General features: G+C 66.7%; 26 protein-coding genes. 11 read left to right on the forward strand and 15 right to left on the reverse strand.

The window, feature by feature from the left end; translation table 11 throughout:
• The first annotated feature begins 16 nt into the window (after positions 1-16).
• Entirely contained in the window at positions 17-394 is a 378-nt protein-coding gene (locus ACZ48C_RS03780; protein WP_119258167.1) for an MbcA/ParS/Xre antitoxin family protein, read from the forward strand.
• Positions 354-1,103, forward strand: a complete 750-nt coding sequence (locus tag ACZ48C_RS03785) for an RES family NAD+ phosphorylase (RefSeq protein WP_464782233.1) — start codon at positions 354-356, stop codon at positions 1,101-1,103. The genes ACZ48C_RS03780 and ACZ48C_RS03785 overlap by 41 nt, the downstream gene beginning before the upstream one ends.
• Positions 1,104-1,294: 191 nt before the next feature.
• Here ACZ48C_RS03785 and ACZ48C_RS03790 read toward each other — a convergent pair whose 3' ends face one another.
• The gene (locus ACZ48C_RS03790) at positions 1,295-2,815 is read right to left on the reverse strand and encodes an ABC-F family ATP-binding cassette domain-containing protein (protein WP_464782234.1); all 1,521 of its coding nucleotides are present in this window, start codon (positions 2,813-2,815) and stop codon (positions 1,295-1,297) included.
• A 616-nt stretch (positions 2,816-3,431) separates the two neighbouring features.
• Positions 3,432-4,982: a helicase HerA-like C-terminal domain-containing protein gene (locus tag ACZ48C_RS03795; protein WP_464782770.1), complete on the reverse strand. Its 1,551-nt coding sequence runs from the start codon at positions 4,980-4,982 to the stop codon at positions 3,432-3,434.
• Between the two features lie 243 nt (positions 4,983-5,225).
• Between ACZ48C_RS03795 and ACZ48C_RS03800 the strand changes: the two genes are divergently transcribed.
• The gene (locus ACZ48C_RS03800) at positions 5,226-5,618 is read left to right on the forward strand and encodes a hypothetical protein (RefSeq protein ID WP_119258171.1); all 393 of its coding nucleotides are present in this window, start codon (positions 5,226-5,228) and stop codon (positions 5,616-5,618) included.
• 55 nt (positions 5,619-5,673) lie between these two features.
• Here the strand turns inward: ACZ48C_RS03800 and ACZ48C_RS03805 are convergent, their stop codons facing one another.
• From ACZ48C_RS03805 to ACZ48C_RS03825, 5 genes are all read right to left on the reverse strand, one after another.
• Positions 5,674-6,270, reverse strand: coding sequence for a hypothetical protein (locus tag ACZ48C_RS03805; RefSeq protein WP_464782235.1), 597 nt, complete (start codon positions 6,268-6,270; stop codon positions 5,674-5,676).
• Positions 6,270-7,532 carry a hypothetical protein gene (locus tag ACZ48C_RS03810; RefSeq protein WP_464782236.1) on the reverse strand — a complete coding sequence of 421 codons (1,263 nt, stop codon included), beginning with the start codon at positions 7,530-7,532 and terminating at the stop codon, positions 6,270-6,272. The genes ACZ48C_RS03805 and ACZ48C_RS03810 overlap by 1 nt, the downstream gene beginning before the upstream one ends.
• Before the next feature lie 15 nt (positions 7,533-7,547).
• Positions 7,548-8,711: an MFS transporter gene (locus tag ACZ48C_RS03815; protein ID WP_464782237.1), complete on the reverse strand. Its 1,164-nt coding sequence runs from the start codon at positions 8,709-8,711 to the stop codon at positions 7,548-7,550.
• 280 nt (positions 8,712-8,991) lie between these two features.
• The gene (locus ACZ48C_RS03820; RefSeq protein WP_464782238.1) at positions 8,992-9,825 is read right to left on the reverse strand and encodes an aldo/keto reductase; all 834 of its coding nucleotides are present in this window, start codon (positions 9,823-9,825) and stop codon (positions 8,992-8,994) included.
• Positions 9,826-9,896: 71 nt separating this feature from the next.
• Positions 9,897-11,090, reverse strand: a complete 1,194-nt coding sequence (locus ACZ48C_RS03825) for an MFS transporter (protein ID WP_464782239.1) — start codon at positions 11,088-11,090, stop codon at positions 9,897-9,899.
• Positions 11,091-11,227: 137 nt separating this feature from the next.
• Between ACZ48C_RS03825 and ACZ48C_RS03830 the strand changes: the two genes are divergently transcribed.
• The gene (locus tag ACZ48C_RS03830) at positions 11,228-12,118 is read left to right on the forward strand and encodes a LysR family transcriptional regulator (protein WP_464782240.1); all 891 of its coding nucleotides are present in this window, start codon (positions 11,228-11,230) and stop codon (positions 12,116-12,118) included.
• Positions 12,119-12,121: 3 nt separating this feature from the next.
• On the opposite strand, the gene tam is transcribed toward ACZ48C_RS03830, so the two are convergent.
• From tam to ACZ48C_RS03845, 3 genes are all read right to left on the reverse strand, one after another.
• Entirely contained in the window at positions 12,122-12,895 is a 774-nt protein-coding gene (gene tam / locus ACZ48C_RS03835; protein WP_464782241.1) for a trans-aconitate 2-methyltransferase, read from the reverse strand.
• Position 12,896: 1 nt separating this feature from the next.
• Positions 12,897-13,547 carry a haloacid dehalogenase type II gene (locus tag ACZ48C_RS03840; RefSeq protein ID WP_318911185.1) on the reverse strand — a complete coding sequence of 217 codons (651 nt, stop codon included), beginning with the start codon at positions 13,545-13,547 and terminating at the stop codon, positions 12,897-12,899.
• A gap of 253 nt (positions 13,548-13,800) precedes the next feature.
• Positions 13,801-14,841 carry a zinc-dependent alcohol dehydrogenase family protein gene (locus tag ACZ48C_RS03845; RefSeq protein ID WP_464782242.1) on the reverse strand — a complete coding sequence of 347 codons (1,041 nt, stop codon included), beginning with the start codon at positions 14,839-14,841 and terminating at the stop codon, positions 13,801-13,803.
• A 286-nt stretch (positions 14,842-15,127) separates the two neighbouring features.
• On the opposite strand from ACZ48C_RS03845, the gene ACZ48C_RS03850 reads away from it, so the two are divergent.
• The gene (locus ACZ48C_RS03850) at positions 15,128-16,012 is read left to right on the forward strand and encodes a branched-chain amino acid aminotransferase (RefSeq protein WP_464782243.1); all 885 of its coding nucleotides are present in this window, start codon (positions 15,128-15,130) and stop codon (positions 16,010-16,012) included.
• 290 nt (positions 16,013-16,302) lie between these two features.
• On the opposite strand, the gene ACZ48C_RS03855 is transcribed toward ACZ48C_RS03850, so the two are convergent.
• Positions 16,303-16,695, reverse strand: coding sequence for a hypothetical protein (locus ACZ48C_RS03855; protein WP_464782244.1), 393 nt, complete (start codon positions 16,693-16,695; stop codon positions 16,303-16,305).
• Positions 16,696-16,958: 263 nt separating this feature from the next.
• Here ACZ48C_RS03855 and ACZ48C_RS03860 point away from each other — a divergent pair, with 263 nt between their 5' ends.
• The 3 genes from ACZ48C_RS03860 to ACZ48C_RS03870 all read left to right on the forward strand — a co-directional run bounded on the left by ACZ48C_RS03860 (position 16,959) and on the right by ACZ48C_RS03870 (position 18,283).
• Complete coding sequence (locus ACZ48C_RS03860; RefSeq protein WP_119258180.1) at positions 16,959-17,561, forward strand: superoxide dismutase; 603 nt, start codon at positions 16,959-16,961, stop codon at positions 17,559-17,561.
• Positions 17,562-17,720: 159 nt separating this feature from the next.
• Positions 17,721-17,978: a CopG family ribbon-helix-helix protein gene (locus ACZ48C_RS03865; RefSeq protein ID WP_464782245.1), complete on the forward strand. Its 258-nt coding sequence runs from the start codon at positions 17,721-17,723 to the stop codon at positions 17,976-17,978.
• On the forward strand, positions 17,975-18,283 hold the full coding sequence (locus ACZ48C_RS03870) for a type II toxin-antitoxin system RelE/ParE family toxin (protein ID WP_464782246.1): 309 nt from the start codon (positions 17,975-17,977) through the stop codon (positions 18,281-18,283). Before ACZ48C_RS03865 ends, ACZ48C_RS03870 begins: the two co-directional genes overlap by 4 nt.
• Before the next feature lie 53 nt (positions 18,284-18,336).
• Here the strand turns inward: ACZ48C_RS03870 and ACZ48C_RS03875 are convergent, their stop codons facing one another.
• Positions 18,337-19,038: a helix-turn-helix transcriptional regulator gene (locus ACZ48C_RS03875; RefSeq protein WP_464782247.1), complete on the reverse strand. Its 702-nt coding sequence runs from the start codon at positions 19,036-19,038 to the stop codon at positions 18,337-18,339.
• 121 nt (positions 19,039-19,159) lie between these two features.
• On the opposite strand from ACZ48C_RS03875, the gene ACZ48C_RS03880 reads away from it, so the two are divergent.
• Positions 19,160-19,795 (forward strand): LysE family translocator, encoded by a 636-nt coding sequence (locus ACZ48C_RS03880; protein ID WP_464782248.1) that lies wholly within the window; start codon positions 19,160-19,162, stop codon positions 19,793-19,795.
• Here the strand turns inward: ACZ48C_RS03880 and ACZ48C_RS03885 are convergent.
• Complete coding sequence (locus ACZ48C_RS03885) at positions 19,764-20,825, reverse strand: phosphatase PAP2 family protein (protein ID WP_464782249.1); 1,062 nt, start codon at positions 20,823-20,825, stop codon at positions 19,764-19,766. The genes ACZ48C_RS03880 and ACZ48C_RS03885 overlap by 32 nt on opposite strands.
• 211 nt (positions 20,826-21,036) lie before the next feature.
• On the opposite strand from ACZ48C_RS03885, the gene ACZ48C_RS03890 reads away from it, so the two are divergent.
• Together ACZ48C_RS03890 and ACZ48C_RS03895 are read left to right on the forward strand one after the other, a co-directional pair.
• Positions 21,037-21,480: a c-type cytochrome gene (locus tag ACZ48C_RS03890; RefSeq protein ID WP_424547789.1), complete on the forward strand. Its 444-nt coding sequence runs from the start codon at positions 21,037-21,039 to the stop codon at positions 21,478-21,480.
• Between the two features lie 126 nt (positions 21,481-21,606).
• Positions 21,607-22,515 carry a cytochrome c gene (locus ACZ48C_RS03895; protein ID WP_464782250.1) on the forward strand — a complete coding sequence of 303 codons (909 nt, stop codon included), beginning with the start codon at positions 21,607-21,609 and terminating at the stop codon, positions 22,513-22,515.
• A gap of 553 nt (positions 22,516-23,068) precedes the next feature.
• On the opposite strand, the gene ACZ48C_RS03900 is transcribed toward ACZ48C_RS03895, so the two are convergent.
• Entirely contained in the window at positions 23,069-23,653 is a 585-nt protein-coding gene (locus ACZ48C_RS03900) for a DJ-1/PfpI family protein (RefSeq protein ID WP_464782251.1), read from the reverse strand.
• A 16-nt stretch (positions 23,654-23,669) separates the two neighbouring features.
• On the reverse strand, positions 23,670-24,170 hold the full coding sequence (locus ACZ48C_RS03905) for a GNAT family N-acetyltransferase (protein WP_424547786.1): 501 nt from the start codon (positions 24,168-24,170) through the stop codon (positions 23,670-23,672).
• Positions 24,171-24,207 lie beyond the last annotated feature (37 nt).

The raw sequence follows: 24,207 nt of genomic DNA on the forward strand, positions 1-24,207 counted from the left end.
GAAAGGAGATCGCCCCATGCAGCGCAAACCCCTCTTGCAAGCCAATGCCGAAGGCACCGTGCTCACCAAGGCGACCGTGCGCGCGGCGGACGGGCTGGGGCTGACGGCGCGCATCCTCTCGGCGGTCATCGGCGTTTCGGAGGCGACGGTCTCGCGGCTGAAGCGGCAGGACGTGCTGCTGGAGCGCGGCACCAAGCCCTTCGAGCTTGCCGTGCTGCTCGTGCGTCTCTTCCGCTCGCTCGATGCCATCACCGGCGGCGACGAGCGCGTCGCCCGCGCCTGGATGACGGCGGACAACACCGTGCTCGGCGCCCGCCCCGTCGATCGTATCGTCTCCATTGCCGGCCTTGTCGATGTCCTTGCCTATCTGGACGCCCGCCGCGCTCTCGTCTGAGGCGCGGCCTTTCAAGGGCGGCGTCTGGCGGTTCGTCGAGGCGCAGCACCGCGTCTCGACCCTGAAGCTCGTCGATACGCTGGATGAGCAGGCGCTTCTCGAAGACCTGCTGGAAGAGAGCAAGCCGCTCCTGCCGCCCGAATGCGCCGGGCTCGACTATCTGCTGGCCACGCCCTTCCGCTACGGCGCCGTCTATCCGCACGGCTCGCGCTTCCGCCGGGCGGGGCGCACGCTCGGCGTCTACTATGCGGCACTGACGGTGGAGACGGCGCTCGCCGAGATGGCCTTCTACCGCCTGCTGTTCTTTGCCGAATCGCCGGCAACGCCGCTGCCGGGCAACGCCGCCGACTACACCGCCTTCCGCGCTGCCGTCGCGACGCAAAGCGCCATCGACCTCACCCTGCCGCCGCTCGACCGCGACGCCGCGCACTGGACGCACCCGACCGACTACGCCGCCTGCCAGTCGCTGGCCGACGGCGCGCGGCAGGGCGGCATCGCCGCCATCCTCTACCGCTCGGTGCGCGATCCCGCCGCCGGCACCAACATGGCCCTGCTGATAGCCGCCGGCTTCGCCGAACCGCGGCCGGTGGAGCGCCAGACCTGGCGCATCCGCCTCTCCCCCCTCGGCGTGCAGGCCCTCTGCGACCACCCGCCAAGACGCATCGGCTTTTCCCGCGAGGATTTTCGCGGGGACCCACGTATCGGGTGAAGCGGGGCCTTTCCACCTCTCTGCCCAGCGACGCCCGGGCTGCTGACAACCCTTGCCCCGCTCACCGGCGTCATCCTCGGCCTTGTGCCGAGGATCTGCCGACGCGTCGAAAAACCGCGACGGTAGCAGATGCTCGGGACAAGCCCGAGCATGACGAAAGAAAGGGGTGAATTTCGCGAAACCAGTCCCGCTCACGCCAGCATCGCCGTCTCCGCAAAGAAGCCCTCCGGCCCGTCCACCTCGATCAGCTTGCGCTTCTCGATCAGCCAGAAGCGGTTCGCCACCGCCCGCACGAAGGCGCGGTCGTGCGAGACGAAGAGGCAGCTTGCCTCCTGCGCCGTCAGTTCCCGCTCCAGCGCCTCCTGCCCCTCGATGTCGAGATGGTTGGTCGGCTCGTCCAGCAGGTAGAAGTTCGGGTTGGCGAGCCGCAGCACCAGCATGCCGAGCCGCGCCTTCTGCCCGCCGGAAAGCTGCCCGACCGGCCGCCCCTGCATCTCGACGGAAAAGCCCGCGCCGGCGAGCAGGCTGCGCGCCCGCTGGTCGCCCACGTCGAAGCGGTGGATGATCGTGCCATGCGGCGTTTCCCCGTCCGAAAGGTCGGACAGCGCCTGGTCGCCATAGCCGAGCACCAGCGAGGGCGTCGGCCTGATGCCGGGCTCGCCCGCGCCCTCGATCGCCTGCCGCAGCCGCCGCACCAGCCGCGTCTTGCCGGTGCCGTTGAGACCGAGCAGCACGATACGGTCGCCCTGGCAGATGAATTTTTGGCCCGTACGGAAGAGAAGCGTGCCGTCCGGCGTGTCCACCGCCGAATCCTCCAGCGTCACCAGCACCTTGGCATGGGTGCCGCGATTGGCGAGGCGGATCGCGCCGGCCGAACGCTCCAGATGGGCCGGCTTGGCCGCCTCCTCGATCCGCTCGGCCCGGGCCTTGAGCTGCTTGGTCTTGACCACGAGAAGGTCGCTGCCGGAATTGATGCCGATGTTGTTGAGCTTGGCCGCCTGCTGGCGAAGCTGCTGGGCGGTCTTCATGTCCTTCTCGAAGCGCCGCTCCTCCGCCGCGTCCGCCTCGTCCAGCGCTGCACGGGCGCGGGAATAGGGCAGCGCGAAGAGCTGCGAGCGCTCGGGGCGCAGGAAGAGCATGCGGTTCGTCACGGCATCGAGGAAGGCGCGGTCGTGGCTGGAGAGGACGACCGGCATGTCGCGCGGCAGAGTGCCGAGCCAGTTTTCCATCCGGGCGATCTTTTCGAGGTCGAGATGGTTGGTCGGCTCGTCGAGCAGCAGCACGTCCGGCTCGCCGACGCGCACGCGGGCGACGAGCGCGATGCGCTGCCATCCACCGCTCAGCGCCGCCAGCGGCCGCTCGCGCAGCACCTCGGGCACCTCGAGCTCCTCCAGCGTCACATCGGCGCGCCAGCCCTCGCTCTCCTGCTGCTCGGGCGAAAGGGCGTCCAGCACCGCCTCGCGGAAGGTGAGCCTTTCGAGGCCGGCGGGAAGGTTCTGCTCCATATGCCCGATGGTGAGGCCGCGGGCGCGGGTGATCTCGCCCGTCGTCGGCTCGAAGGCGCCGGTGATGCATTTCAGCAGCGTGGATTTGCCGCGCCCGTTGGCGGCGACGAGACCGATGCGGTCGCCGGCGGCGATGGAGAGGTTGAGATTGGCGAAGAGGTCGGTGGACAGCGTGACGCCGAGCGCACGGATATTGATGAGCGACATGGGAATTCTCTGGTCTTCATGACCCTCGCGGCGCGGCGTCAGCCGTCAGGCGCGCGGAAGGGCAGGGGCGTTGATGCGGGCGCAAGGCCGCATCGCCGGATAGGGCAGACCAGAAGAGAAAGTGTGTTCGTTCCGATCAGCCCTGCAAACGCATTTGCAGGGCAAGATCAGGGCCATGTGTGCGATGTGGCAGGAAGCCGAACTTCACGGCACAGCCCTCTCTTTCGTGTTGCGAACGGGGTATGGGTAGCACCGGATGCAGCCATTGGCAACGCCGCCGCCCCTCATCCCGCTGCCGCGACCTTCTCCCCGCAGGCGGGGAGAAGGGGAATGCCGCACCGGTTTCCTGCAAATCGGACGGATGAGAGAAGAACGCGGCAGTCCTACATGTCCCTTCTCCCCGCCTGCGGGGAGAAGGTGCCGGCAGGCGGATGAGGGGCTATCCGGCCGCGCTTACGACCAATCGCCGCCACCACCTCGCAAGCGGCGGGATGCTGCCGGTCTCCCAAAAATCGCGCCGATGAAGCCGGAATGCGGCAGCGCCACAAATCCCTTCTCCCCGCTTGCGGGGAGAAGTTGCCGGCAGGCGGATGAGGGGCCTGCCAGACCTCGCAGCCTACCGCCGCAGGCTCCCCAGAATCCCCCGCACCAGCGCCCGCCCGAGCGAGGAGGCCACCGTGCGGGCGACGGATTTCATCGCCGCTTCCGCCACCGTCTCGCGCTGGTAGCCCGCACGCGGCTTGGCCTGCTTGGGAGCGGCCGGTTCCTCGTCGCCGAAGCCGGGCAGCGTCCAGCGGCTGCCGCCGGAGGGCTGCTGGCTGGCCTGGTCGGCCTCGGCCTGCTGCGCGGCGGCGTCGGCCGCCTTCTTGGCGCGGGCCATCAGGATTTCGTAGGCCGATTCGCGGTCGAAATCCTCGTCGTAGAGGCCGGCGACGGGACTGACCTTCATGATGTCCTGCCGCTCGGCATCGCTGATCGGCCCGAGGCGCGAGGCCGGCGGGCGGACGAGGGTGCGCTCCACCATGGAGGGTGCGCCCTTGCCTTCGAGCGTGGAGACCAGCGCCTCGCCGGTGCCGAGCTGGGTGATGACGGTGGCGCAGTCGAAATCCGGGTTGGGGCGGAATGTGTCGGCGGCGGTCTTCACCGCCTTCTGCTCGCGCGGCGTATAGGCGCGCAGCGCATGCTGCACGCGGTTGCCGAGCTGCGCGAGCACGGTTTCCGGCACGTCGAGCGGGTTCTGCGTGACGAAATAGACGCCGACGCCCTTCGAGCGGATGAGGCGCACCACCTGCTCGACGCGCTCGATCAGCACCTTGGGCGCATCGTTGAAGAGCAGGTGCGCCTCGTCGAAGAAGAAGACGAGCTTCGGCTTTTCCGGATCGCCCACTTCCGGCAGCACCTCGAAGAGCTCGGAGAGCATCCAGAGCAGGAACGTGCCGTAGAGCCGCGGGTTCATCATCAGCTTGTCGGCGGCGAGCACCGAGATCGCGCCGCGCCCGTCATTGGTCGTGCGCATGATGTCGGAAATCTTCAGCGCCGGCTCGCCGAAGAACTGCACGGCGCCCTGCTGCTCGAGGATCAGCAGCTCGCGCTGGATCGAGCCGACGGAGGCCTTTGAGATGAAGCCGAACTGGTTGGAAAGCGCCGAGGCGTTCTCGCCCATATAGTTGAGCAGCGCCTGAAGATCCTTCAGGTCGAGCAGCGGCAGGCCGCCCTGGTCGGCGATCTTGAAGGCGATGTTGATGACGCCTTCCTGCGCGTCCGTCGCGTTCATCAGGCGCGACAGCAGGAGCGGCCCCATCTCGGAGATGGTGGTGCGCACCCGGTGGCCCTTCTCGCCGAAGAGGTCCCAGAAGATCACCGGGAACTCCTGGAAGTCGTAGGGTTCGAGCCCGATCTGCTGGGCGCGCTTTTCCAGGAAGTCCTTGGCCTCGCCCATCGCGCCGATGCCGGAAAGGTCGCCCTTCACGTCGGCGCAGAAGACGGGCACGCCCGCATTGGAAAAACCCTCGGCGAGGATCTGCAGCGTCACGGTCTTGCCGGTGCCGGTCGCGCCGGTGACGAGGCCGTGGCGATTGCCGAACTTCAGCTCCAGATATTCGGGCTTGTTGTTCGTAACGTCCGGCTTGCGGCTGGTGCCGATATAGAGTTTTCCGTCTTGAAGAATGGAATCCGCCACGTTGAAACTCCTTGGGCTGCCGGTTCTGCGATTCGCGGCAAGGCGTCGCCGCGGCGATGTTTTCATTGAATCGTCGTGCTCAGTTTATAAGGATAGTCCGGCAGGCAAACAACACGCTTTCAAGGCCTTGCCATGGCGGGTTCAAGATGGGAAAGCGCGCCGGGCTCGCTTGAGTTTGCCGGCGAATTCATTTACCTTGACGTTAACGTCAATTCCTTCGGAGGATTTTCCATGAACGATCTCGTCTCCCGCGTTGCCGATGCCGTCGGCATCGATGCCGCCCTTGCCGAAAAGGCGATCGGCATGATGCTCGGTTTCCTGCAGCGCGAGGCGGCCGATGGCCCGGTCGCGAAGATGATCGAGGCCATTCCCGGCGCCTCCGACCTCGTCGCCCAGTATAATGGCGAAGGCGAGGGCAAGGGCCTGCTCGGCGGCCTGATGAGCGCCCTCGGCGCCGGTGGCGGCGTCATGGGCCTCGGCCAGCAGCTGATGAGCCAGGGCCTCGGCATGGGCGAAATCACCGGCCTTGCCAAGGAAACCATCGCGGTCGCCCGCGAACATGCCGGCAGCGACGTGGTCGACGAAGTCGTCGCCTCGGTTCCGGGGCTCAGCCAGTTCGTCTGACAAGAATATCCGGCGCCGCGTCCTTTATCGGGCGCGGTGCCATTCCTCGTCCTGCTCAGGGCGCCTCGCGGGAGGGCTTGCTACGGATCAGATCCGGCAGGCGGGCAATGAGAGCGCCGGCAATCATGACATTGATGATGAAGCGGGCAGTGCGGTAAAGCAGCGGCGGCATTTCGATGCAGGCGTCGTAGCCCGGCACCAGATTCACCACCAGCAGCAGGAAGCGATAGAGCGCGGCAGTCCATTCGGCACAGCCATCACCGTTGAAGGTGATTGCGGTGAAGGGCAATAGCAATGCCGCGCTCGCGCAATAGAGACTGGCGATCAGACTGAGCACGACCGGTAGGGCCGATCGGTTGCCCGGCCGGTCTTCGAAGATCGAGGGCAGCGCAAAGCCCTTGCGTCCCATTGCGCGCGGTGCGCCGATGACCCCCTGAAGGCCCAATGCCACCATCGCGATCTGGTAGAGGAGGGTGATCGGCACCAGAACCAGCAGCAACCATGCGCCGTCAGAAAAAGACGCCGGTGCGCCGACGGCTTCCCAGGCAAGAAGGAAGACGATGCAGACGGCGAGCGTGAAGAGAGTGCTGCGCAACGGCCGAAAGCGGTACATGCCGGCGCCGCGGCTGAAAAACACCTGACGAAACAGCATTATCGCTCCCCGAAAAAGGACGAAATGTCCTGATTGCGTAGAAGATAGAGCGCGCCGTAGAGCTCGTAGGTCAACGTCTGGTCCTCATGCCCTTCGTCGGAAATTCTGCGGAGCATGGCTTGGTCGAGGCCGCTCCGCCCCTTGGGTTCGATGATCCAGAAGCCGGGTGGCGGCCGCCAACTGCGCAGCAGGAGCCGCGCGACCTTCTGGAGGCCTGTCTGCTCGGGCGCGCCATATTCCCCCGCCTCGCGAATGCGGCTTGCGCGATAGCTCTCCTCTACGCATGCGCAGACGTCCTCGGCCCGCATCCGATGGAATTTGGTAAGGAAGAAGAATTGCGGCTTGCCCGGTCGCTTGAGTTCGCGCGCGAAGGCATAGGGCACGATCGAGTACTCGTCCGAATCGCGGGCAAAGCCGGTCTCGTACCAGATCTCGCGCCGCATGCCTTCCATAAGGCCGGCGCAGAACTTTTCCGCCGAGGCCTCCGCTGCGGCCTCGGCAATATCGCTCCATTCCAGCACGCCGGAAGAGAAGCAGTGCCAGCCTTCCGGCATCGCACCCAGCCGTTTCTGCGGAAGATCCGGTCGGCTGCCGGTGCCATTTGCCTTGCGGAAGCGGGCAATGATGCGATTGTCCCGGTCCACCGCGACGGTCGCGACACCGATCGTATTTGCCTGGATGCAGTCGTCGAGCGGTTTCAGTCTTCCGTTATCGAGGGTATCGAGTTCCCGGCAGGTGCGCCCCGCCAGCGGGCTGGTGCGTCGCCGCTCCGCGGGTGGCTCGACCGGCCGGTCCGCCAGCATGTTGGTGCCGATCTGGTCGAGATAGGTCGCCTTGGCGATGGAAAGAGCCCCGCCGGGATAGAGATCGCGGCCAAGGCGTACCGTATCGTTGATCTCGTATGCCTCGAGACTTGCGTCGAAGGCGCTGTGGAAATGCGCGAAGCCCGGATTGCCGGCGGTGCCGTCCGCCAGGCGCTTCAACCGGTCGACATGGTTTGCCGCCTGTCGGACGATATGCGGGCGCAGGTCCGGATGCGGCAGCCAGTAGCCGTGCTCGTTGCATTGGTCCTTGTCCACGACAAGCGTCATGGCTGCCAGATCGATCTCGGCCTGCGGCGGTCCGAGCGCACCGAAGCGAACCGGTTGCGGATCATCGTACCAAAAGCGGTCGCGGATCGCCTCGCGGTAGTAGCCGTGGTGCTTCATGAGAAGGGACTGGTTTTCATCCAGGCCGAGCTTCAGGGCGCCATAGTTTTTCATGGTTGAGGTTCCGTTCTAGGGGCGCGATTGCCGCCGCGCCAGAACCAGCGCCGCGGTGAAGATGGCAAGGCCGAGGCCGACCGAGAGCGGCCCGGCTTTCGGCCCGCCGGCCTCCATGATCGCGCCGGTGACGCTGGAGCCCGCGCCGCTGCCCGCCGCATAGGCGAGCGCGAAGGCTGCGCTGCCGGCCACCAGCATCGCGCCGTTGTAGCGCTCGCCCAGCATGGTGAGTGCGCAGGTATAGAGCGAGAAGGTCGCCGTGCCCATCAGCGCGAAGACGGCGAGGATCGCGATTTCCGATTCCATCGACGGCAGGATGAGATAGCTCGCGGCAGCGACCGTCACGGCGCTCAGCGCCACCCGCTCGCGCGGCAGCTTGTCGAGCATCAGGCCGATGAAGGGCTGGGCGATGGCGGTCGGCAGGGCGAGCACCGTCACGCTGACGGCGGCGAAGGCCTGGCTGTAGCCCATCTTCACGAAATAGACTGGCATGGCGGAGATCGCCGCGATATCGGCGAAGCCGAAGACGAAGACCATGCCGACGAGCAGGGGTGCTGCCCGGAAGAAGCGGAAGACGGCACCCGTCGAGGAGGGCTCCGGCACCGTCCGCGTCGAGAACATCAGCATGCCGGTCGCGAAGGCGACGATGGCGAGATAGACCGCCGTCAGCGCGAAACCGAGCCCGCCCTCGCTGCCGAGCAGCGGAATGGCGAGCGGCCCCGCGGCGAAGCCGGCGCACATGCCCGCCCCGTAGGCGCCGGAGATCCGGCCGCGCAGCCGGTCCGGGCAGGCGGCGCTCAGCCAGGCCTCGCCGAGCATGAAGATGAGGCTGGCGAAGAAGCCGAGCAGGAAGCGGGCGCCGAGCCACACGGCGAAGGAGGTGGAGGCGGCGAAGGTGGCAAGGCAGAGCGAGCAGCCGACGAGGCTGGCGATGATCAGCCGGTCGGCCCGCCAGCGCGCGGTGAGGCTGCCGAGCAGCAGCGTCGAGGCGGCAAGCCCGCCGGCGAAGGCGAGCGCGTTGACCCCGATCAGCGCCGGCGAATAGCCGCGCGATTCCAGCGTCAGCGAGATCAGCGGATAGGTGAGCCCCTGCGCCACGGAAAAGGCGGTGACGCCGAGAATGACGGCGGCAATGGCCGGCCAGTCCGGCGCAAAGACGGTCGGGGACGAGGTCTGCATGAAGGGCTCCCAGCCGCTCGCGGCGCGGCACATCACCCATATCCGCCCGGCGGGCCTTTGGGAAGCCGGCCCGAGGGGCGGCGAGGGCATCGCCATAGGGCAAATCGGTCCACATCCGCTTCTCCCCTCGGGGAGAAGGTGCCGGCAGGCGGATGAGGGGACACCGCAGGCGGGATTCATGATGCGCAAAAGCCGGATGGTGAGAAAAGCCTCCGCATCCGACCCTTCGGGTCCCCTTCTCCCCGAGAGGAGAAGGGGATTTTCAAGTAAGGCGTGCCTCTTACGCCGCCTTGTCCCATGCCGGAGCAAGCCCGTCGGGACTGACGATGCGGCCGTCCGGGTGGGCGAGCTTGTGGATGCGCATCATCTCGCCGGGCGTCAGCACGAAGTCGAAGATGGCGAGGTTTTCGGCAAGCCGGCTGTCCGTTGCGGTCTTGGTGAGGGCGACGACGTCCGGCTGCTGCATCAGCCAGCGCAGCGCGACCTGCGCCGCCGACTTGCCGTGCGCTGCGCCGATTTCCTTGAGCACCGGATCGTTCGGGACCTTGCCGTCGGCCATGGCGTAATAGGCGGTCAGCGCCATGCCATAGGTCTCCGCAGCCTCCAGCACCTTCATCTGGTCGAGATAGGGATGGTATTCGACCTGATTGGTGGCAAGCGGCGCAGCGCTGAGGCGCACGGCCTCGGCCATCAGCGCCGTGTTGAAATTGCTGACGCCGATGTGCCTGGCAAGACCCCGCTCGCGCACGGCGTTGAGTTCGCCGATCTGCACCTCGAGCGGCACGGCCTCGTTCGGCCAGTGCAGGAGGAGGAGATCGACATGGTCGGTCTTCAGCTTCTTCAGGCTTTCCTCGACGGAGGCAGCGAAGCGGTCCCTGCCGTAATTGCCGACCCAGACCTTGGTGGTGAGGAAGATGCTGTCGCGGGCGATGCCGGATGTCTGGATGGCCTCGCCGACGGCGGCCTCGTTCTCGTAGATCTGGGCGGTATCGACATGGTTGAAGCCGCTCTGGAGCGCCTTCGGCAGGATCGAAATTACCTCGGCTTCGGGCATGCGGAACGTGCCGAAGCCGAGCTGGGGAATATGGGCGCCATTGGCCCTGACGGTTTTCATGGGTTTTTCTCCTTGTGAGGTTGGTGGCCCGCCGGAGCTCTTTGGAGGAACGCCCCGGCGGTCGAAGGGTTTCAGGCGGGCTGGCAGGCGGCATCCGGCTGGCCGCGCTCGCGCCGGTCGAGCGCGCCGCTGGCAAGGGTCAGGCCGAGCGCGCCGGCAACGAGGATGGCGCCGACCCACGGCGTTGCGCCGAGGCCGAGCGGGGAGGCGACGACCAGGCCGCCGATCCATGCGCCGGCTGCAATCCCGAGGTTGAAGGCGGCGATGTTGAGCGCCGAGGCGACGTCGACGGCGGCCGGGCGGTGGCGCTGCGCCATGGCGACGACATAGAGCTGGAGGCCCGGCACGTTGGCGAAGGACAGGAACCCAAGCGCGGCGAGCGTGACGAGCGCGAGGGCCGGCGAGGGGGCGGTGAAGGTGAAGAGCACCAGCACGGCGGCCTGCAGGGCGAAGAGCACGACGAGCGCCCGGACGGGATCGCGGTCCGCCACCTTGCCGCCGACGACATTGCCGAGCGCGATGGCTGCGCCATAGAGCACCAGCACGAGGCTGACCGTACTTTCGGAAAGGCCGGTGACCTGCTGCAGCAGCGGCGAGAGGAAGGTGAACGTCACGAAGGTGCCGCCATAGCCGAGCGCCGTCATGGCGAAGACGATCAGCAGCCGGCCGGAGCCGAGCACGCGCATCTGTTCCATGAGGCCGGCCGGCTCCTCGCGCTTGAGGTTCGCCGGCAGCAGGAGGGCGATGGCCGCGAAGGCGACGAGGCCAAGGCCGGCCACGGCCCAGAAGGTGGCGCGCCAGCCGAAGGTCTGGCCGATGAAGGTGCCGAGCGGCACGCCGGTGACGATGGCGACCGTCAGCCCCATGAACATCATGGCGATGGCGGAGGCGCGCTTGTCCGGCGCGACGAGATCGGCCGCGATGGTGGCGCCGACGGAGAAGAAGACGCCATGCGCGAAGGCCGACAGCACCCGGCCGGAAAGCAGCATGCCGTAGCTCGGCGCGAGCGCTGCCAGCGCGTTGCCGGCGATGAAGAGGGCCATGAGGCCGAGCAGCAGCGGCTTGCGGCCGAGCTTTCCGGTAAGCGCCGTCAAAACGGGCGCGCCGAAAGTCACGCCGAGCGCATAGACGGAAACGATAAGGCCGGCGAGCGGCAGGGTGATGTGGAGGTCGGAGGCGACGGTCGGCAGCAGGCCGACGATCACGAATTCCGTGGTGCCGATCGCATAGGCCGCGACGGTCAGGGCAAGGAGGGCAAGTGGCATGGTTCAATCCCCGCGCCCGGTGGCCGGGCGTCCTGTTGGTGGGTGATCAGGTTCGGGGCGGAATATGGGGCAGGGCCACTTGCGCGTTAATCGGGAGTAGTGGATAAGCATATGTGAAGTCAATTCACAGGTGGCGCATGGACAACCGGGCTGGCGAAATGGAGGTCTTCGTGCTGGCGGCGGAGCTGAAGAGCTTTTCCGCCGCGGGTCGCAAGCTGCGCCTGTCGCCCTCCGCCGTCAGCAAGCTCGTCACCCGCATCGAGGACCGGCTCGGCGCGCGGCTTCTCGTGCGCACCACGCGCCGGCTGGAATTGACGCCGGAGGGCGAGGTCTATCTCGGCCGGGCGCGGCGCATCCTGTCGGAGATTGCAGAGACGGAGCGGATCGTCGCCGAGGGCGCGAAGGTCGTGCCGCGCGGCCCGCTTCGGGTCAACGCGTCGGTGGGCTTCGGCGAGCGCTACATCCTGCCGCTGCTGCCGGCCTTCCTGGCGCTCTACCCGGAGATCGAGCTGGACCTGACGCTGACGGACGGGGTGATCGACGTGATCGGCGAGCGCACCGACGTCGCCATCCGCTCCGGGCCGCTACGCGACTCCTCGCTGAAGGCGCGCAAGCTGCTGGAAAGCCGCAAGGTCGTCATCGCCTCGCCGGATTATCTCGCAAGGCACGGCACCCCGCAGCACCCCGCCGATCTCGCCGCCCACAATTGCCTGCGCTTCAACTTCCGCCGCAGCATGGACGACTGGCCCTTCCTGTCGGAGGACGGCGCCACCGAGCCCTATGAGATCACGGGCAACATGCTGGTCTCCAGCGGAGCGATCCTGCGCCAGCTCTGCCTCGACGGCCTTGGCATCGGCCGCATCGGCCGCTTCCATGTCGAGCCCGACATCGCCGCCGGCACGCTGGTGCCGGTGCTGGAGGCCTTCAATCCCGGTGATATCGAGATCGTGCACGCCGTCTTCGCCGGCCACGAGCATCTGGCCGCACGCATCCGCGCCTTCATCGATTTTCTCGTGGAGAAGATATGAGGTTCAGGCCTTCACGGCGATGATGAAGAGCCGCGGGAAGCGCAGCAACCTCCGCCCGTCCGCCATCGGCCGGTAGGCCTTGCCGATGCGCGCCTCGTAATCCGCAAGGAAGCCGTCGCGCTCTTGCGCCGGGATGCGGTCGAGATAGGGGCGCAGCCCCGTGCCCTTGACCCATTCGACGATGGCCGCCGCATCCGGCATCGGGTGGTTGTAGGCGGTGTGCCAGACGTCGACACGCGCCGCCTTCGGCCCGAGCGCATCGAAATAGGCGGCGGGGCCGGGCAACGGCTTGCGGCGTGGCGTACCCTCGGCAAAGGCGCTGTGCCAGGGACCGGCCAGCGCGCTTTCCTCCATCAGGAGATGCGAGGGTTCGGAAAGATTGTCCGGCATCTGCACGGCCAGAACGCCGCCGGGGCGAAGGCCGTCCATCAGCCGCGTCATCAGCGCCACATGATCGGGCAGCCACTGGAAGACGGCATTGGCGAAGAGCAGGGCGGCCGGCTCCGGCGGCTGCCATTTGGCAAGGTCGCATTCGACGAAATCCACGCCCGGCAGGCGCTGGCGCGCCGCCTTCAGCATGTCCGCCGCGCTGTCGACGCCGCGCACGCCCCGGCCGGGGAAGCGCCTGACCAGCAGCTCCGTCGAATTGCCGGGGCCGCAGCCGAGGTCATAGACCGTGCCGGCCCTGAGATCGGCGGGCACCTGGGCGAGAAGGTCGGCGGCCGGGCGCGTGCGCTCGTCCTCGAATTTCAGGTACTGCGCGGCGGACCAGGCCATCTTACAGGCTCTCCAGCGAAGGCAGGATCAGGGACGGGCCGAGGTCGAAATATTCGTCCGGCATGTTGGACCGGTTGATCCAGACGGTGCGGAAGCCGAATTTCGTCGCCCCGGCAATGTCCCAGCGGTTGGAGGACTGGAAGGAGACGGCATTCGGATAGAGCCGGTAGTTCGTCGTCACCAGATCGTAGACGGCCGGGGCGGTCTTGTAGGTCTTCAGCGCATCCACCGAGAAGATGTCGTCGATCACGGTGTCGAGCGCCGCATTCTTCACCGCCGAGGCGAGCATGGCGGGCGAGCCGTTGGAAAGGATGGCGATATGCGCGCCGCGCTGCTTCAGCGCCTTCAGGACGGCCGGCACTTCCGGGTAGCAATCGAGCTTCCAGTAGGCGTCGAGCAGTTTTTGCCGCAGAGAGGGATCGACGCCGCCGATGCGCTGGAACGTATAGTCGAGCGCCTGTTCGGTGAGCTGCCAGAAATCCGCATAGGCGCCCATCAGCGCCCGAGTCCAGGAATATTCGAGCTGCTTGGCGCGCCAGATCTCGGAAAAGATCTGGTAGTTCGGCCCCACATCCCCCGCATGACGCCGCACCGCCGCATGCACGTCGAACAGCGTGCCATAGGCGTCGAACACATAGGCGGCATGGGACATGGCTGCGATTCTCCTGCACTCTTGCCGTCGATTGGCGGTTATCGGGCGGCGAATGTCAATTGTTCGTATCGGGTGGGGTACCCCCCTCTGGCCTGCCGGCCATCTCCCCCACAAGGGGGGAGATTGGATGGAGCGACGTTTCGCCTATCTTCAACGTCGCTGATTGAGCGAGGTTCTCACTTCTTGCCGATCTCCCTCCTTGTGGGGGAGATGGCCGGCAGGCCAGAGGGGGGTGAGCCAAGCCCACCACCCTTCAGAACCGCGTAATCACGCTGATCCCCAGATCCGTCGCCCGGTCCATCGCCATCAGCGCCGGCACCGCCTCCTCCAGCCCGATATGCCGGCCGATCAGCTTCTGCGGCGCAAGTTTGCCGCTTTCGATCATCGCCAGCATGGCATCGTAGCGCCAGGCCTGCATGCCGTGGCTGCCATAGATCTCCAGCTCATGGCCGATGACCTGCGCCATGGGGATCTGCGGCGTCGCATGATCGGCCAGCATCAGCCCCACCTGCACATGCCGCCCGCGCCGCCGCAAATTCTTGATGGAATTGAAGCAGGTGACGGGCGAGCCCAGCGCGTCGACGGAGGCATGCGCCCCGCCGCCGGTGATCTCCCGCACCGCCTCGGCGACATCGGTCACCGCGCGGGCATTGATCGCCGCGACCGCGCCCATCTTCTTCGCGAAATCCAGCTTCTCGGGGGAGATGTCGATCGCGATGGGGTTGGCGCCGAGCGCGGCGGCAATCATGATGGCCGAGAGGCCGACGCCCCCGCAGCCATGCACCGCCACCCATTCCCCGCCCGTCACCCGCGCCTGGTCCACCACTGCGCGGAAGGAGGTGGCGAAGCGGCAGCCGAGGCTGGCGGCCGTGGCATAGTCGATGGCTTCCGGCAGGTGCACGAGGTTCTGGTCGGCATGGTCGATGGCGACATATTCGGCGAAGGACCCCCAATGGGTGAAGCCCGGCTGGAACTGTTCTTCGCAAACCTGCTGATTGCCGGAGCGGCACTCGCCGCAATGGCCGCAGCCGGAGACGAAGGGCACGGTCACGCGCTCGCCCTCGCGGAAGCGGGTAACGGCCTTGCCGACCGCCGCCACCGTGCCGGCGAGCTCGTGCCCCGGCACATGCGGCAGCCGGATATCGGGATCGTGACCCATCCAGCCGTGCCAGTCGCTGCGGCAAAGCCCCGTCGCCTCGACCTTGATCACCACGCCGCCGGGCGTCGGCGTCGGATCCGGCAGGACGCGGATATCCGGTTTCGCTTCAAAGGCTTCGTAGTACATCGCGCGCATGGCCGTCTCCCTTTTGCTCTTCTATCGCATGCACCCGGAAGGCCCTCAACCGGGCCATCTATGACAAGACCTGATGCACCCATTCAACATCTTGAATGGACATGCGGCGCGCTCTGGCGGAAGGCAGGGGCGACTTGACCGCTTATCCCGGTCGGGCCTTGATGGGCCAGGGCATTTCCGCTTTTCTCGCGAACCGCGAAACCGCTCCGGCTCTTTGGTTCTTCGCATTGGCGGACGCCGAACCGCTCCGCCCTTTGCCGGAAATGCTCTGGAAGGAGTTTGAAACATGCCAGTCGATACCTCACCGCGCTCCGCCACCTGGACCTTCGTGGACGGCGAATGGATTTCCGGCAACCCGCCGCTCATCGGCCCCACCTCGCATGCCATGTGGCTCGGCTCGACCGTCTTCGACGGCGCGCGCTGGTTCGATGGCATCGCGCCGGACCTCGACCTGCATTGCCGGCGCATCAACCGCTCCGCCGAGGCGCTGGGCCTTGCGGCGACCGTCTCCCCGGAAGAGATCGAGGCGCTTGCCTGGGAAGGCGTCAAGAAATTCGACGGCAGGACGGCGATCTATATCAAGCCGATGTACTGGGCCGAGCACGGCTCGCCGATCAGCGTCGTCGCGCCGGATGCGGGCTCCACCCGCTTCGCGCTCTGCCTGTTCGAAGCCTCGCTGGGCGATCCGAACGCCCGCTCCTCGCTCACCGTCTCGCCCTTCCGCCGCCCGACGGTGGAATGCATGCCGACGGATGCCAAGGCCGGCTGCCTCTACCCGAACAATGCCCGCATGCTGGTGGAGGCCAAGAAGCGTGGCTTCGACAACGCGCTGGTGCGCGACATGCTGGGCAATGTCGCCGAGACCGCCTCGTCCAACATCTTCATGGTGCGCGACGGCGTCGTCTTCACCCCCGCCGCCAACCACACCTTCCTTGCCGGCATCACGCGCAGCCGCGTCATCGGCCTTTTGCGGGACGCGGGCTTCGACGTGGTCGAGACCACGCTCACCCCGGCCGACTTTGCAGCTGCCGACGAGATCTTCACCTCCGGCAACTACTCCAAGGTCGTCCCCGTCACCCGCTTCGAGGACCGCGACCTTCCTCACGGCCCCATCACCGCCAAGGCCCGCGACCTCTACTTCGACTGGGCGCATTCGAACGGCGATGCGTGAATGAAGGGGGCCGGCCTCAGGGCCGGCTTTGACCCTCGGCCCGAGGCCGAGAGTGACGGAGGGGCAGGAGAGGCGACCTCCCCAATAGAGCGGTGCGGCACAGGTAGCGTGCCTTCAATCGCGCGCTCCCTCTCCTCCTGCGTCATCCTCGGGCTTGACCCGAGGATCCACGATCCGCGGCGTCCCGGTAGACGGTCGGCTCAAGCCCGACCATGACGGAGGAGACGTGGTGCCCGGAGGATGTTAGGCAGCGGGAGGAGTGCAGGAAAGTGCAGCTCCCCGATGGGTTCCTATTCCTGCCCCGCCGCATCCTGCGTCGTATTATCCCCCGTCTCGGCCCGTTTTCTGGCCGCCGCCTCGCGCTCGCTTTCCCGCACCACATGCAGGAATTCCGCGGCGATCGGCGGGGAGACTTCCACCGTCTTCTTCTGCTTGTCGTAGATGCAGACATAGGTGATCTGGCTCTTCGATTCCGGCGAAAGCCCCTCGATCGCCGCGATGCCGAAGGATTGCGTGCCGGTCGGCTCGACGAAGACGTTCGGCGTTCCCAGCACCTCCGGCAGGCTGGCAAGGCAGCTTTTCTCCACATCCGCGCGGAATTCCTCCCAGGCATCGGAGGAAGAGGCATGGGCGTCGGCGGCGGCAAGCGAGAGGGCGAGGGCGGAAAAGGGGATGATGCGCATGGAGGGCTCCGGGTTGGCGGGAAGGGCGAAACGCCGCGAATCGGAAAGGGGTTCCGTCCGCCCTTGATCCGGCAGGCGAAACGGGAAGGATTTTGCCGCATGTCAGGAAAATTTGGAAGGCGGGCGGTTGCCTCTTCCGGTTGCCGCTCCTATGTTCCGCTCACGGATTTCCTTCACAAAATTCCGTCGCCAGAGCAATTCCAGCATTGGCCGGGAAACCGGCCCGCCTTCGGAATTGCGGCAAACAAAGAGGAGACACCATCATGGCTTTCGAACTTCCGCCGCTTCCCTACGATTACGACGCGCTCGCGCCCTTCATGTCGCGCGAGACCCTCGAATATCACCACGACAAGCACCACAAGGCCTATGTCGACAACGGCAACAAGCTGGCGGAGGAAGCAGGCCTTGCGAACCTCTCCCTCGAAGAGATCGTCAAGAAGTCCTATGGCACCAACCAAGGCCTCTTCAACAATGCCGGCCAGCACTACAACCACGTCCATTTCTGGAAGTGGATGAAGAAGGGCGGCGGCGGCAAGAGCCTGCCGGGCGCGTTGCAGAAGGCCATCGACAGCGATCTAGGCGGCTATGACAAGTTCAAGGCCGATTTCGTCGCCGCCGGCACCACGCAGTTCGGCTCCGGCTGGGCCTGGCTCTCCGTCAAGGACGGCAAGCTCGCCATCTCCAAGACCCCGAACGGCGAAAACCCGCTGGTCCACGGCGCGGAACCGATCCTCGGCGTCGACGTATGGGAACACTCCTACTACATCGACTACCGCAACGCCCGCCCGAAGTACCTCGAAGCCTTCGTCGACAGCCTGATCAACTGGGATTACGTCCTGGAGCGCTACGAAGCCGCAACGAAGTAAGCCTTCGGCTTATCGGATTTCGAAAACCCCGGTCGGAAACGGCCGGGGTTTTTGTTTGGCGAGCCTTCTTCTCCAGCTGCCGAAAGGAACGGGTTCTTCAATTTCATCCGATGTGTGATATTGTGCTGGCATGTACACAAACCAGTACGGATGGCCACCATGAGCAGCAAGACGATGACGATCCGCGTCAGCACCGACATCAAGGAAAAGCTCGACAGGCTGGCGGCGGACACGCGCCGCAGCCGCTCCTTCCTCGCCGCCGAGGCGGTCTCGGCCTATGTCGCCAGGGAACTGGCGATCGTAGAGGGCATCAGCGAAGGCCTTGAGGACGTTCGCAAGGGGCGGACGGTTTCGCACGAGGAAGCCATGTCCGAACTCGCCTCCGCGATCGATACGGCTGAGCGCGACCGGTCGTGAAGCGTCCCGTCCGATGGTCCCGCGCGGCCCTCGATGACCTGAAGCAGCAGGTCCGCCACATCGCGAAGGACGATCCCGCAGCGGCACGCTCGGTTGCCGCGCGGATCGATGCGGCGGCGGTCCTTTTGGGCGAACGCGCCGTCGGCCGGCCGGGCCGGGTCGGCGGCACCTACGAGAAATCGGTGAGCGGTCTTCCCTATGTTCTCGCCTACTGCATGGAGATGGCCGAGGGGCGGGAGACCCTGTTCATCCTGCGCGTCATCCATACTGCGCGGCAATGGCCGCGCGAGGAATGGCCGGAATAGGGCAATTCCCGCAAAAGTGCATCGCGGCTTTGCGTCCGGAATGCGTGAAACGCTTAGGAACCCGCCGCCGCCCGGTTCTCCGCCCAGCCGGAAATCCAGATCTGCCGCAGCCCGTCGCCTTCGCCGCGGAAATGTCCGCCCGTCGCTTCGCAGGCCTCCACCCGGTCGGCGCGGAAATTGCGGATGGCCCGGCGCAGCTCGCACCAGGCGACGATGTTCGCCGTTTCCGAATAGTAGATGAGCGCGATGGGGCGGATGGTGCGCTCGGTGGCGCGGGCATATTCGTCGCGGTAGTCGATGAGCAGCTTCTCCTCGTCGCGGATCGCCCGGCGCACCGTGGCAAGGTCAATGCCCTCGGGCTGGCGCGGCGCGGTGCCCCAGGCGTGCAGCGCGCGGGCGGAAAGCGTCTGGCGCAGCGGCGGCGGCACGGCGCCGGCGATCTTCTCGCCCACCCTTCTGGCGGCCGCCTTCAGCTCCGCGTCCCCTGTGCGCTCCAGAAGGGCGAGCGCCAGCACCACGGCCTCCGTCTCCTCGATGGTGAACATCAGCGGCGGCAGGTCGAAGCCGGGGCGCAGGATATAGCCGATGCCGCGCTCGCCCTCGACCGGCACGCGCATCGCCTGCAGCGCGGCGATGTCGCGGTAGATCGAGCGCGCCGTCACCTCCAGCCGTTCGGCGATCCCGGCGGCGGTCACCGGCTGGCGGGCGAGCCTGAGAATCTGGATGATCTCGAAGAGCCGGGATGCCTTGCGCATGGTTTTCTCCGTCACAACTGACACATCCCTGTCAGTTGGCTTTCGCTATAGCACGCCTCAAGCGCTTGAAATAAAAGGCAGCATAGGGCTGCGGCGCGGCAAAAGGCAACGGCCAACTGACATGACCTATAGCGAAAACCTCTGGCTCTTCTTCCTGCTCGTCTCCGGCATCGTCATCGTGCCGGGCATGGACATGGTCTTCGTGCTGGCCAGCGCGCTCTCCGGCGGCCGCAGGGCGGGGCTCTCGGCGACCTTCGGCATCATGGCGGGCGGTCTGGTGCACACGCTCTATGCCGCCCTCGGCGTCGGCATGCTGCTGCATTTCGCGCCGAAACTCTTCAACGGGCTGCTGGTGCTGGGCGCGGCCTATGTCGCCTTCATCGGCTGGCAGCTCTTCCGCAGTTCCATCGTCATCGGCGAGGTCGATGGCCTCGAGCGGCGCGGCCTTGCCACGCGCTTCCGCCAGGGCGCGCTGACGAGCCTCATGAACCCCAAGGCCTATCTCTTCATGCTCGCCGTCTTCCCGCAGTTCCTGCGCCCGGAATTCGGGCCGCTCTGGCGCCAGACGCTCGTCATGCTGCTGATGATCTGGGCGACGCAGCTTGCCGTCTATGGCGGCCTCGCATTGGCCGCCGCCAAGAGCCGCGCCGTGCTCGTCGGCAGTCCCGCCGCCACCCGCCTCGTCGGCCGCGCGGCGGGCGTGCTGCTCGTCGTGATCGCCGTGGTCACGGTATGGCGGGGCTGGGGGACGGTTTGAGGCCTTCGGCCGGTGCCGCGGACCGTGCCGCGAACAGGCGCTTCAGCACGACATGCAGGAGAAGGACGACCAATATGGAGGTATAGCCGTCGATCAGGTAGTGCCAGCCGAAGAGCGCCGAGCTCATGAGGATGACGAAGACATAGGCAAAGCCGAGCAGGCCTGCGGTGCGGCTGAATTCCCGCAGGAAGAGGGCGTTCATCATCGTGACGCCGACATGGACGCTCGGGAAGGCGGAAATGCCCGTCCCGAGCCCCGCGACGTCCTGAAGATGGTTCTGCCACAGATAGGTCTGGAAGGCCGCCACGACGCCATTGTCGAGCATCCGCAACTGCGCCGCGAAGCGCGCGGCATCGCCGGTGACGTGCCCGTAGAAGGCGGGACCGGCGGAAAGAAAGAGGCAGGCGAGAAGATTGCCGAGTACCGCCCAGACGAGGGCGAAGCCGAGGCAATAGCGCAGGCGGACAGCGCCCCTTGCGCGCAGCACGATGAAGAAGAGCGGCACGAAGGCGAAGGCCGTCCAGGCGACGGAATAGTTCCATTCGAGGATGGAGAGGATATGCGGATTGCCGAAGAGCGCCATCAGCCGCGGCCCGGGATCGACGCCGCCGAAGAGCAGGGCATCCAGGTCGGCCTGCACGCGGTCGTAGGGAAAGCCGTTCCTCAGGGCCGGCATCATCGTCTTGAACGTCGTGAACGAGCCCATGAAGAGGATGACGGAGCCGAAGACGGCGGCGGCGCCGGCCAGATGGCCGAGCAGCGCGGGCGCCGGCAGCGTCACCCAGGCGAGCGGCGCCTTCGGGTTGCGGAACACGCCGGCAACGAGCTTGCCGAGGAGGAGAATGGCCGGAAGCCCCAGGAAATAGACCGGGCCGAATTGCGCGGCATATTGCAGGTAGGCCGCCGCCGTGAAATCGGCATGCCAGGTGAGGATGCCGACGACCAGCGCCATATGCGCGAGCACGAAGACATGGAACGGCAGCATCTGCCGCAGGTCGGCGGACAAGGTCTTGAGGAATGCGTTCCGCATGCTGGTGGTCCTCGGACCGATACTGTGTCGATGCCCGAGTTGTGCTTATAAAAGATCAAGAAACGTTGAAGATGCGGCCGCCCGTGGCGTTCCGCGCATCGTCGGCATCAAAAAGATTTTACTGTCGTGGATTTTCTAAAATGCAATCATGGCCGCGCATCGCAAATCGGCGGCGCGGCCCCGGCCGGCCGCCAGCAACGGGGAGAACTCCATGAAGTTCAGGACTTTGGCGGCCGCGGCCGCGCTTGCAGTCATCGGCGCGGGCGCTGTCGTGGCGGCGGACGAGCCGCAGGTCGTGCGCCAGCAGATGATGAAGAAGGTGGGCGGGGCCATGGGCGCGCTTTCCGGCATCGCCAAGGGCGAGAAGCCCTATGATGCGGAGGTCGTCAAGGCATCGCTGACCACGATGAGCGAGGTGGCGAAGGCCTTTCCGGAGCAGTTCCCCGTAGGCTCCGAGACCGGCCATGACACGGAAGCCAAGGCGACGATCTGGGAAAAGATGGACGACTTCAAGGCCCATGCCGCCAAGCTCGGCGCGGCCGCCGACACGGCCCTTGCGAGCCTTCCGGCGGACCAGGCGGGTGTCGTCGCGGCGCTCGGCGCGATCGGCCCCAATTGTGGCGGCTGTCATGAGGTCTACCGCGTCAAGAAATGACCGCGGTGGACCGGATCATCCCGAAAGAATGAACACCGTCCCGGTGCCGGGCGCCGGGATGGAACCTTTGTGTTTATGCGCCGCGGCCTCTTTGTCGGAAGGGGCGGGCGCAGGCGGGGAGGACCCATGGCACTCAAAAGACTTCTTGGCGGCGTGGTGCTGCTCGGCGCGATCGGCGCGGGCGCATTTGTCTTCCTGACGGCGCCCGAGCGGCTTCCGGCCGAGGCCTGGGCCGCCGCCGGCGAGCCGGACCTTGCCAATGGGGAGCGCATCTTCCATGCGGGCGGCTGCGTGAGCTGTCACGCGGCGCCGGGCGCGCCGGACGACCAGAAGCTGGTGCTGGCCGGAGGGCTCGCGCTGAAGAGCCCCTTCGGCACCTTCCATGCGCCGAACATCTCGCCGGACGAAACGGCGGGCATCGGGACCTGGACACTGGCGGAATTCGGCGACGCCATGAAGCGCGGCACCGGCCGCGACGGCGAGCACCTCTATCCCTCCTTCCCCTACGCCTCCTATGCGCGCATGACGGTGAAGGACATCGGCGATCTCTACGCCTATCTGAAGACCCTGCCGAAGAGCGGCAATGTCGCGCCGGGGCACGAGCTGCCGTTCCCCTTCAACATCCGCCTCGCGCTCGGCGGCTGGAAGTTTCTCTACCTCAACGAGGCGCCGCGCGTGGCGCTCGCCGATGCCGACGAGACGATCAGGCACGGTCAGTATCTCGTCGAGGGGCCGGGCCATTGCGGCGAATGCCACACCCCGCGCGACATGCTGGGCGGCCTGAAGACCGACCAGTGGCTCGCCGGCGGGCCGAACCCGGAAGGCGAAGGCCGCGTCCCCGATATCACCCCCGTCGAGGGCCGCTTCGGCAGCTGGAGCGCGGGCGATATCGTCAACTACCTCGAAACCGGCTTCACGCCGGAATTCGACAGCGTCGGCGGCGCCATGGTCTCCGTGCAGAAGAACATGGCGCTGCTGCCGAAGGAAGACCGCGAGGCCATCGCCGCCTACCTGAAGGCGATCCCGGCGCGGTGAGGGGTTGGGCGGGAGGCTGGCGGTTCGGGGCGAGGCCTGACGGGGTTTGACGGTTTGGTGGAGCTGGAACGCTCGGTCGGCGGAACGCTCAGGGGGCCGGAACGTTCGGCGGGCCTAATCGTCTCCGGTAGGCCCGACGCCCGGCGGCCTCAACGCCCCGTGAGCCTGAACGCCCGCGGCCTTACGCGAGCTGCATCCTCTCTGCCGCCCTGACGGGACACTCACCTCTCCTTTGTCATCCTCGGGCTTGAGCCAAGGATCCATGAGTCACGGCGCGACCTGAGCTTGGGGCGTGGGTCCTCGGGGCAAGCCCGAGGATGACGATGGAGGGTGGGGTGGGCAGCCTCCTGCCGCCGTGCAGGGCATGGCCGCCACCAAGCCGGAATGCCCCAGGCCGGGTGCCCACGCCGAGATGCCTTCAGGCTGGCGAAATGCCGCCAGGCCGCGACAATGCCGAAAAGTCGGGTGCTGCGGCCATCGGGGCGGGCATTTCCGCGGCGCGGTCGGTCGCTCCTGCGTCGTCCGACATGCGTTCCGCGCCAGCCCTCAATCCTCAGCCCTTCGCCGCCTCATGCTCATCCCCGTACATCGCCAGATAATCCCGCAACTCCGAGGAGCCGAGGCCGATGGCCTCGAGGATTTCGCGGGCGAAGGTGGCGGGTGCCGCGCCGGAGGCGGTGATGACGCCGCGGTCGTTCACGGCCTGCGGCTGGTCGCGGTAATGCGCCGCGCCGCGATAGTCCGGAACGAGCTTGCCGATCTGGCCGGAATAGTTGCCGGTATGCGCCCGCGTATCGAAGAGGCCGAGGCGGGCGAATTCCAGCGTGGCGTCGCAGATCGCCGCCACCGGCTTGCCGGCCTCGACGAAACGCCCGACCGGAGCCGAGAGGTCGGGCGCCGCGCCGGATTGCCATATCGTGCCGCCACACACGACCAGCACGTCGAAATCGGCGGGCATGGCCGCTTCCGCCTTGCCGGCGGATTTGACGGCGAGGCCGCCGAGCGAGGTGACGTCGGCCCCGCCGAGCGTCAGCACCACGGTCTCCGCCCCGCAGTCGCCGCGCGCCGTCGCCATCAGCAGGGCGCATTCCCAGTCCGCGTAGCCTTCCGTCAGCACGATTGCCAGTCGCTTCGCCATGCCGGCCTCCGTCGGTTCAGCCCAATGCCTGGACGTAGCGCATGCCCGTCACCGGGCCGGCGCGGAAGTTCATCTGCTCGTAGAAGCGGTGCGCGCCGAAATTGCCGGTCGCCGCGCTCACCGAGAGGTAGCCGCAGCCGGAGATGCGGGCATGCTCGCGGGCGCGGGAAACGAGATGGCGGCCGATGCCATGGCCGCGATTGTCCTCGCGCACGAAGATCTGGTGCAGCTCCATGCCGCGCACGCCTTCCATGGCGCGGTACATCGGCACCAACAGCGCGTAGCCGATCAGCCGGCCGCCGGCTTCCGCGACGAGGGCGGTGATCCAGGGATGGGTGCCGAAGAGGTCGCGGTCGAGGTCGACGGCGGTGATCTTCGCGGTGTCGCCGTGGCATTCGGCGTGCAGCGCGATCATGTCGAGGATCTGCTGCAGGTCGCCCTGGCGCGCGGCGCGGATGGTCAGCATCGGCGGGCGTTCGACGGCGTGGGGATCGAGCTTGATGACGGTATTCAGCATTTCGGGCTCCTTGGTTTTCGTGCCATCAGGTGCCCTA

This window comes from Shinella sp. 1A1, from assembly GCF_055379515.1.

Excerpts from the sequence above, each read along its gene's own strand:
- ACZ48C_RS03900 (WP_464782251.1), bottom strand. The coding sequence starts at position 23,653 with ATGGCGAAGCGACTGGCAATCGTGCTGACGGAAGGCTACGCGGACTGG.
- ACZ48C_RS03865 (WP_464782245.1), top strand. The coding sequence starts at position 17,721 with ATGAGCAGCAAGACGATGACGATCCGCGTCAGCACCGACATCAAGGAA.
- ACZ48C_RS03810 (WP_464782236.1), bottom strand. The coding sequence starts at position 7,532 with ATGAAAAACTATGGCGCCCTGAAGCTCGGCCTGGATGAAAACCAGTCC.
- ACZ48C_RS03785 (WP_464782233.1), top strand. The coding sequence starts at position 354 with ATGTCCTTGCCTATCTGGACGCCCGCCGCGCTCTCGTCTGAGGCGCGG.
- ACZ48C_RS03805 (WP_464782235.1), bottom strand. The coding sequence starts at position 6,270 with ATGCTGTTTCGTCAGGTGTTTTTCAGCCGCGGCGCCGGCATGTACCGC.
- ACZ48C_RS03875 (WP_464782247.1), bottom strand. The coding sequence starts at position 19,038 with ATGCGCAAGGCATCCCGGCTCTTCGAGATCATCCAGATTCTCAGGCTC.
- ACZ48C_RS03815 (WP_464782237.1), bottom strand. The coding sequence starts at position 8,711 with ATGCAGACCTCGTCCCCGACCGTCTTTGCGCCGGACTGGCCGGCCATT.
- ACZ48C_RS03790 (WP_464782234.1), bottom strand. The coding sequence starts at position 2,815 with ATGTCGCTCATCAATATCCGTGCGCTCGGCGTCACGCTGTCCACCGAC.
- ACZ48C_RS03830 (WP_464782240.1), top strand. The coding sequence starts at position 11,228 with ATGGACAACCGGGCTGGCGAAATGGAGGTCTTCGTGCTGGCGGCGGAG.
- ACZ48C_RS03880 (WP_464782248.1), top strand. The coding sequence starts at position 19,160 with ATGACCTATAGCGAAAACCTCTGGCTCTTCTTCCTGCTCGTCTCCGGC.
- ACZ48C_RS03890 (WP_424547789.1), top strand. The coding sequence starts at position 21,037 with ATGAAGTTCAGGACTTTGGCGGCCGCGGCCGCGCTTGCAGTCATCGGC.
- ACZ48C_RS03825 (WP_464782239.1), bottom strand. The coding sequence starts at position 11,090 with ATGCCACTTGCCCTCCTTGCCCTGACCGTCGCGGCCTATGCGATCGGC.
- ACZ48C_RS03885 (WP_464782249.1), bottom strand. The coding sequence starts at position 20,825 with ATGCGGAACGCATTCCTCAAGACCTTGTCCGCCGACCTGCGGCAGATG.
- ACZ48C_RS03845 (WP_464782242.1), bottom strand. The coding sequence starts at position 14,841 with ATGCGCGCGATGTACTACGAAGCCTTTGAAGCGAAACCGGATATCCGC.
- ACZ48C_RS03820 (WP_464782238.1), bottom strand. The coding sequence starts at position 9,825 with ATGAAAACCGTCAGGGCCAATGGCGCCCATATTCCCCAGCTCGGCTTC.
- ACZ48C_RS03850 (WP_464782243.1), top strand. The coding sequence starts at position 15,128 with ATGCCAGTCGATACCTCACCGCGCTCCGCCACCTGGACCTTCGTGGAC.
- tam (WP_464782241.1), bottom strand. The coding sequence starts at position 12,895 with ATGGCCTGGTCCGCCGCGCAGTACCTGAAATTCGAGGACGAGCGCACG.
- ACZ48C_RS03780 (WP_119258167.1), top strand. The coding sequence starts at position 17 with ATGCAGCGCAAACCCCTCTTGCAAGCCAATGCCGAAGGCACCGTGCTC.
- ACZ48C_RS03860 (WP_119258180.1), top strand. The coding sequence starts at position 16,959 with ATGGCTTTCGAACTTCCGCCGCTTCCCTACGATTACGACGCGCTCGCG.
- ACZ48C_RS03800 (WP_119258171.1), top strand. The coding sequence starts at position 5,226 with ATGAACGATCTCGTCTCCCGCGTTGCCGATGCCGTCGGCATCGATGCC.
- ACZ48C_RS03840 (WP_318911185.1), bottom strand. The coding sequence starts at position 13,547 with ATGTCCCATGCCGCCTATGTGTTCGACGCCTATGGCACGCTGTTCGAC.
- ACZ48C_RS03895 (WP_464782250.1), top strand. The coding sequence starts at position 21,607 with ATGGCACTCAAAAGACTTCTTGGCGGCGTGGTGCTGCTCGGCGCGATC.
- ACZ48C_RS03855 (WP_464782244.1), bottom strand. The coding sequence starts at position 16,695 with ATGCGCATCATCCCCTTTTCCGCCCTCGCCCTCTCGCTTGCCGCCGCC.
- ACZ48C_RS03905 (WP_424547786.1), bottom strand. The coding sequence starts at position 24,170 with ATGCTGAATACCGTCATCAAGCTCGATCCCCACGCCGTCGAACGCCCG.